Below are 7431 nucleotides of genomic sequence, written 5' to 3'. Positions count from 1 at the left end.
TCCCGGGCGGCTGTGCCGGGAGGAGCGCACGCTCCTCCCGGGCGGTTCCCTGTCTGCGGCAGCCGGCCCGTCAGTCGGGGTTGTTCGCGTGGATCAGGTCTCCTGGGCGACGATCAGGTTGTCGGCCCCGGCGGGCCGCTGCCGCTCGGTGAGGGTCTGGGTGTCGGTCATGGCGATGCCCATCCGGTTGTGCAGGGCGTCGAAGCCGACCTCGGTGACCGGGCCGAGGCCGGCAGATCAGCGCATCAGCAGGCCCGCGCCGTCCCCCGTCGACTCCGTGGGCAGTGCCACGAGGCCGAGTTCCGCGCTGGTCGCCAGCAGCGGATGGGCGGGAAGCACCCGCACCGTGTAGCCGTACGGTCCGGTGCGATCGAGGGCCAGCGGACCGTCGTACAGCCAGCGGCCCTCCAGGTCCTGGCCCCCGGCGGGCTTCAACGGGAAGACCTGGGCGTCCGAGATCCCGTCGGCGGCGTCCACCCGGCCGGCCACCGCCTGCACCTCCACATCGTCCGGCTCCAGCACCCCGAGGGCGATCCGGACCCGCAGCACCAGGGTCGCCCCCAGCTCGGCCGAGCCGCCCGCCGTGTTGGCCGCCACGGCCTCCACATGGTCGACGGCGACGCGCGGCCAGGCGGCGCGGACCCTGGCCTTCCAGTCGGCGAGCTGCCGCGCCGTACCGGGGTCCAGCGCACGTTGCGCGACCGCGGCGGGCGCGTACAGCCGCTCCACGTACTCGGACACCATGCGCCCTGCCAGAACCTTGGGCCCGAGGGCGCCCAGCGTGCGGCGGACCATCTCGATCCAGCGCTCGGGGAGCCCTTCGCCGCCCCGGTCGTAGAAGCGCGGCGCGATCCTGCCCTCGATCAGCTCGTAGAGGGCGCCCGCCTCCAGATCGTCGCGGCGGTCCTCGTCCATGGCCAGTCCGTCGGCCGTCGGGATCGCCCATCCGAAGTCCGGCTCGAACCACTCGTCCCACCAGCCGTCGAGGACCGAGAGATTGAGGCAGCCGTTGAGCGCGGCCTTCATGCCGCTCGTACCACAGGCCTCAAGGGGGCGCAGCGGGTTGTTGAGCCAGACGTCGCAGCCCGGGTAGAGCTTCTGCGCCATGGCCATCCCGTAGTCCGGCAGGAACACGATGCGATGGCGCACCCGGGGATCGTCGGAGAACCGCACCAGCTCCCGCACCAGCCGCTTTCCGCTGTCATCGGCGGGGTGGGCCTTGCCGGCGACGACGATCTGGATCGGGCGGGTGGGGTGGAGCAGCAGTTCCCTCAGCCGGTCGCGGTCGCGCAGCATCAGTGTCAGCCGCTTGTACGAGGGCACCCGCCGGGCGAAGCCGATCGTCAGAACGTCCGGGTCCAGCACGCTGTCGATCCAGCCGAGTTCGGCCGCTTCCGCGCCCCGGGTGCGCCATGAGGCGTAGAGCCGCTCGCGTACCTCGGTGACCAGCTGTCCGCGCAGGGCCCGCCGCAGGTCCCAGAGTTCCCGGTCCGGGACGTCGGCGGCGGAGTCCCAGCGTCCGGGAGTGCCGCCGTATCCCTTGCGCAGCCGGAGGATCTCGGGCGCGACCCAGGTCGGTGCGTGGACCCCGTTGGTCACCGAGGTGATCGGCACCTCCGCCGCGTCGAAGCCCGGCCACAGCCCGGCGAACATCTCGCGGCTGACCGACCCGTGGAGGGTGGAGACGCCGTTGGCCCGCTGGGCGAGCCGCAGCCCCATCACCGCCATGTTGAAGAGCTCGGGCTCACCGCCGGGGTAGGTCTCCATGCCCAGTTGCAGGATGCGTTCGACGCCCACTCCCGGGAGTTCGCCGTCGTCCCCGAAGTGCCGGGCGACGAGCTCGCGGTCGAACCGGTCGATCCCGGCGGGCACGGGCGTGTGAGTGGTGAAGACCGTGCCTGCCCGCACGGACTCCACCGCCGAGTCGAAGTCGAGTCCGGTGCCGGAGAGTTCACGGATGCGCTCGAGTCCGAGGAAGCCGGCGTGCCCCTCGTTGGTGTGGAACACCTCTGGCGCCGGATGCCCCGTCAAGCGGCAGTACGTCCGCACGGCCCGTACGCCGCCGATGCCGAGGAGCATCTCCTGCAGCAGACGGTGCTCGCTGCCACCGCCGTACAGCCGGTCGGTCACCTCGCGTTCGCCCGGCGCGTTCTCCTCCACGGCGGAGTCGAGCATCAGCAGCGGAACGCGTCCCACCTGGGCCTGCCAGATGTGGGCGCGCAGCGAACGGCCACCGGGAAGGGCGAGCACCACCCGGCTCGGGGTTCCGTCGGCTTCGCGGATCAGGGTGAGCGGCAGCTCGTTCGGATCGAGTACGGGGTAGTGCTCCTGCTGCCAGCCGTCGCGGGACAGGCTCTGGCGGAAGTAGCCGTGCCGGTAGAGCAGGCCGACCGCGATGAGGGGGACGCCCAGATCGCTGGCGGCCTTGAGATGGTCGCCGGCGAGGATGCCGAGCCCGCCGGAGTACTGGGGCAGTGCGGCGGTCACCCCGAACTCGGGTGAGAAGTAGGCAACGGCGGCCGGCAGCTCCGCTCCCTGGGCCAGCCGTTCCTGGTACCACCTGGGACCGTCCAGGTAGTCCCTGAGGTCTGCGGACACCTCGGTCAGCCGGTGCAGGAACTGCCGGTCCCGGGCCAGCTCGGCAAGTCGCCCGGCGGATACGGCACCGAGCAGCCGCACCGGGTCGCATTCCGCCGTCCGCCGGATCTCCGGGTCGACGGCCTGGAAGAGCTCACGGGTCTCGGTGTGCCAGGACCAGCGCAGATTGCGGGCGAGGTCACTGAGCGGTTGAAGGGGGTCGGGGAGGACGGGACGCACGGTGAATCGACGAATGGCCTTCACGTATTCCACCTTTACAGGGGACATACGAATCCGAGGGGACGCACCACGGTGCGCGCCTCTCCGTCACCCTCGACGTTATCGGTGGCCGAACGCCGCAGCCACGGCGCGCGACCGGCTCACAGCGCGTGCCGCCGACCGGGGACGCCCGCCCCGCTTCCGCCCCGTGGCGCTCTCCGCCCCGCCTGCTCCCGCCTCATCCGCATCCCGGGCCCCGAACGGCCTGTCCAGGCACATCCACCACATCGGTAATGGCCAATTCCCTCCCCTCGTTCGGTCTTGTGGCACTTCGCCCCAAGGAGAAAGCTGCCCAGTGGCGTCCCGAGGGGCACCGGCGAGCCCCTCGCACGCGGGGCGGCGCTCGGCGCAAACAGGTCGTCACAGATACGCCCGAGTAGTTGACACACCACCGGATTGACCCCCCGAGAAGCGTGGGAAGGCTTCTCAGGTAAAACAGCCCGAGTGCATCCCGGGACCACGCGAATTCCGCCCGAATGCAGCACGAATGCGGGGCACCTGCGGGACCGGTGTTCATCCGGTTCACATCCGCGCAACACATCCGCACCCCCGCTATTCGAGTGCCATTCGAGTGAATGCGGACAGGAGCGGCCATGCCCACACCCCATCAGCCGTCAACGGAGCAGCTAGAAAGGACGGACCCCATCGGTCGCAGTGCGCGTATTCCACCCTCCGCGGCCGCATCGCGCCTCGTTCAGCCCGAGCTCCAGTCCCCAGGTGATTCCATGATCGGTCGCATTCCCGTCCTCGACGTCCGTCCTCTCGTCGACTGCGGCAGAAGGCCCGCCAAGGCCGTTGCCGGAGAGACGTTCCAGGTCACCGCGACCGTCTTCCGCGAGGGCCATGACGCCGTCGCCGCCAATGTGGTCCTGCTGGATCCGAGCGGGCGCCCCGGTCCCTGGACTCCGATGCGCGAGCTCGCCCCCGGCACCGACCGCTGGGGCGCCGATGTCACCCCGGACTCCGAGGGCCGTTGGACGTATGCGGTCGAGGCCTGGAGCGACCCGGTCACCACCTGGCGGCAGCACGCCCGGATCAAGATCCCGGCGGGGATCGACACCGCGCTCGTCCTGGCGGAGGGCGCCGAGCTGTACGAGCGGGCCGCCGCCGGCGTACCCAAGCGGGACGGGCGCGAGGCGGTGCTGGACGCGGCCGACGCACTGTGCGACGGGTCCCGCCCGGCCGCCGCCCGGCTCGCCGCGGCGCTCGCCCCCGAGGCGCAGGCCGCGCTCGCCCGTCACCCACTGCGCGAACTGGTCACCGCGTCCCGCCCGCTTCCTCTGGTGGTCGAGCGCCGACGGGCCCTGTTCGGCTCCTGGTACGAGCTGTTCCCCCGCTCGGAGGGCGCCAGGGTCGAACCGGCCGAACCCGCCGGGAGGAAGAAGAAGGCCGGGGCGGGGAAGCCGGGAATGGCGGCAAAACAGCCGGCGAGGATCATCAGCGGCACCTTCCGTACGGCTGCCGAACGGCTTCCCGCGGTCGCCGCCATGGGTTTCGACGTCGTCTATCTCCCGCCCGTCCACCCCATCGGAACCACCCACCGCAAGGGCCCCAACAACTCGCTGTCCCCCGCTCCCCACGACGTGGGCGTGCCCTGGGCGATCGGCTCTGCGGAGGGCGGTCACGACGCCGTCCATCCCGAGCTGGGCACCCTCGACGACTTCGATCATTTCGTAGAGACCGCCCGCACCCTGCGTATGGAGATCGCGCTGGATTTCGCACTCCAGTGTTCTCCCGACCATCCCTGGGTCGAGAAACACCCCGAGTGGTTCCACCACCGCGCCGACGGCACCATCGCCCACGCCGAGAATCCGCCGAAGAAATACCAGGACATCTATCCGATCGCCTTCGACAAGGATCTGCGTGGCCTGGTCACGGAGACGTTACGCATTCTGCGGTTCTGGATGGATCACGGGGTACGGATCTTCCGCGTCGACAATCCGCACACCAAGCCGGTGATCTTCTGGGAGAAGGTGATCGCCGATATCAACCGGACCGACCCGGATGTGATCTTCCTGGCCGAGGCATTCACCCGGCCGGCCATGATGAAGGCGCTCGCCGCCATCGGCTTCCAGCAGTCGTACACGTATTTCACCTGGCGCAACACCAGGCAGGAAATCACCGAGTACGTCACGGAGCTGTCGGGCGAATCCGCCTCCTACATGCGGCCCAACTTCTTCGTGAACACCCCGGACATCCTGCCGGGTCACCTCCAGGACGGGGGCCGTCCGGCCTTCGAGGCGCGGGCCGTTCTCGCCGCGACGCTCTCCCCGGCCTGGGGTGTGTACGCGGGGTACGAGCTGTGCGAGAACACCCCGGTCCGGCCCGGCAGCGAGGAGTACCTGGACTCGGAGAAATACGAAATCCGGTTCAGGGACTGGGAGTCGGCAGAGCGCGAGGGCCGTTCGCTGGCTCCGCTCATCACTTCGCTCAACCGCATCAGGCGCCGCCACCCGGCGTTGCAGCAGCTGCGCGATGTGCACTTCCACTCCGCGGACAACGACGCGTTGATCGCGTACAGCAAGCGTTCGGGTTCGAACATCGTTCTGGTGGTCGTCAACCTCGACCCGCACCACACCCAGGAGGCCACGGTCTCGTTGGACATGCCGCAGCTCGGCCTCGACTGGCACGAGAGCGTGCCGGTGCGCGACGAGCTCACCGGCGACACCTACCACTGGGGCAGGACCTTCTATGTGCGTCTGGAGCCGGGCGTCACGCCCGCGCACATCGTCGTCCTGCGACCGTCCCCGTCGACCGGAGGGTCACCCACACCATGATCGTCAATGAGCCCGTCCACGACATGTTCGAGGACACCCCGGCCAAGGACCGCGATCCCGACTGGTTCAAGCGTGCCGTTTTCTACGAGGTCCTCGTCCGGTCCTTCCAGGACTCCAACGGCGACGGCATCGGCGACCTCAAGGGCATCACCGCCAAGCTCGACTATCTGCAGTGGCTGGGCATCGACTGTCTCTGGCTGCCGCCGTTCTTCAAGTCGCCGCTGCGTGACGGCGGCTACGACGTGTCCGACTACACCGCCGTGCTGCCGGAGTTCGGCGATCTGGCCGACTTCGTGGAGTTCGTCGACGCCGCGCACCAGCGCGGGATGCGCGTGATCATCGACTTCGTCATGAACCACACGAGCGATCAGCACAACTGGTTCCAGCAGTCCCGCACCGACCCGGAAGGGCCGTACGGCGACTACTACGTCTGGGCCGACGACGACAAGCAGTTCCCGGACGCCCGGATCATCTTCGTCGACACGGAGACGTCCAACTGGACCTTCGACCCGGTCCGCAAGCAGTACTACTGGCACCGGTTCTTCTCCCACCAGCCCGATCTCAACTACGAGAACCCGGCGGTGCAGGAGGAGATCATCTCCGCGCTGCGCTTCTGGCTGGACCTCGGCATCGACGGATTCCGTGTGGACGCCGTGCCGTATCTCTACCAGCGGGAGGGCACCAACTGCGAGAACCTCCCGGAGACGCACGACTTCCTCAAGCGGGTCCGCAAGGAGATCGACGCGCACTACCCGGACACCGTGCTGCTCGCCGAGGCCAATCAGTGGCCGGAGGACGTCGTCGACTACTTCGGCGAGTTCCAGGCCGGCGGCGACGAGTGCCACATGGCGTTCCACTTCCCCGTGATGCCACGGATCTTCATGGCCGTCCGGCGCGAGAGCCGCTACCCGGTCTCCGAAATCCTGGCGAAGACACCGGCGATCCCGAAGAACTGTCAGTGGGGCATCTTCCTGCGCAACCACGACGAGCTCACCCTCGAAATGGTCACGGACGAAGAGCGCGACTACATGTACGCGGAGTACGCCAAGGATCCACGGATGCGGGCCAACATCGGTATCCGGCGGCGGCTGGCACCCCTGCTGGACAACGACCGCAACCAGATCGAGCTGTTCACGGCGCTGCTCCTGTCCCTGCCCGGCTCCCCGATCCTCTACTACGGGGACGAGATCGGTATGGGCGACAACATCTGGCTGGGCGACCGGGACGCCGTACGCACTCCGATGCAATGGACGCCCGACCGGAACGCCGGGTTCTCCTCCAGTGATCCCGGGCGGCTCTACCTCCCCACGATCATGGATCCGGTCTACGGCTACCAAGTCACCAATGTCGAGGCTGCGATGGCCTCCCCGTCGTCGCTGCTGCACTGGACGCGGCGAATGATCGAGATCCGTAAGCAGAACCACGCCTTCGGGCTCGGCTCGTTCAACGAACTGCCGTCGTCGAACCCGGCCGTGCTCGCCTTCACCCGGGAGCACGGGGACGATCTCGTGCTGTGCGTGCACAACTTCTCGCGGTTCGCGCAGCCGACGGAGTTGGATCTGCGGTCGTTCAGCGGGCGTCATCCGGTGGAACTGATCGGTGGGGTGCGCTTCCCCGCCATCGGTCAGTGGCCCTACCTGCTGACTCTCGCGGGATACGGGTTCTACTGGTTCCGGCTGCGGAAGGACGTACCGCCGAGCTGACCCAAGGGCTGTCCCGTAATCCCTGGCGGGCGCGCGACGACAGCTACGGCACCTCGCCGCGTTGTCGGAACGTCCGCATACATCCAGTATGCGGA

Annotated in this window: 3 protein-coding genes and 1 pseudogene; 2 read left to right on the top strand and 2 right to left on the bottom strand. The window is 68.7% G+C overall.

Annotated elements, in window-relative coordinates:
• Window positions 1-70: 70 nt before the first annotated feature.
• Window positions 71-228: pseudogene (locus ABTZ94_RS38085) on the bottom strand (alginate lyase family protein); the annotation flags it as partial.
• Between the two features lie 9 nt (window positions 229-237).
• On the bottom strand, window positions 238-2841 hold the full coding sequence (gene glgP, locus ABTZ94_RS35025; RefSeq protein ID WP_351207085.1) for an alpha-glucan family phosphorylase: 2604 nt from the start codon (window positions 2839-2841) through the stop codon (window positions 238-240).
• A 740-nt stretch (window positions 2842-3581) separates the two neighbouring features.
• Here glgP and ABTZ94_RS35020 point away from each other — a divergent pair.
• Together ABTZ94_RS35020 and treS are read left to right on the top strand one after the other, a co-directional pair.
• Window positions 3582-5633, top strand: coding sequence for an alpha-1,4-glucan--maltose-1-phosphate maltosyltransferase (locus tag ABTZ94_RS35020; protein WP_351207083.1), 2052 nt, complete (start codon window positions 3582-3584; stop codon window positions 5631-5633).
• Window positions 5630-7336, top strand: a complete 1707-nt coding sequence (treS, locus tag ABTZ94_RS35015; RefSeq protein WP_351207082.1) for a maltose alpha-D-glucosyltransferase — start codon at window positions 5630-5632, stop codon at window positions 7334-7336. Before ABTZ94_RS35020 ends, treS begins: the two co-directional genes overlap by 4 nt.
• The last annotated feature ends 95 nt before the right edge of the window (window positions 7337-7431 follow it).

The sequence above is a fragment of the Streptomyces sp. NPDC002785 genome (assembly GCF_040295565.1).
In the GTDB taxonomy this organism is placed as follows: domain Bacteria; phylum Actinomycetota; class Actinomycetes; order Streptomycetales; family Streptomycetaceae; genus Streptomyces.
This window is presented reverse-complemented; position numbering and strand designations above follow the sequence as displayed.

Bases quoted from the DNA above. Each gene is read 5' to 3' on its own strand.
- ABTZ94_RS35020 (WP_351207083.1), top strand. From the start codon at position 3,582: ATGATCGGTCGCATTCCCGTCCTCGACGTCCGTCCTCTCGTCGACTGC.
- treS (WP_351207082.1), top strand. From the start codon at position 5,630: ATGATCGTCAATGAGCCCGTCCACGACATGTTCGAGGACACCCCGGCC.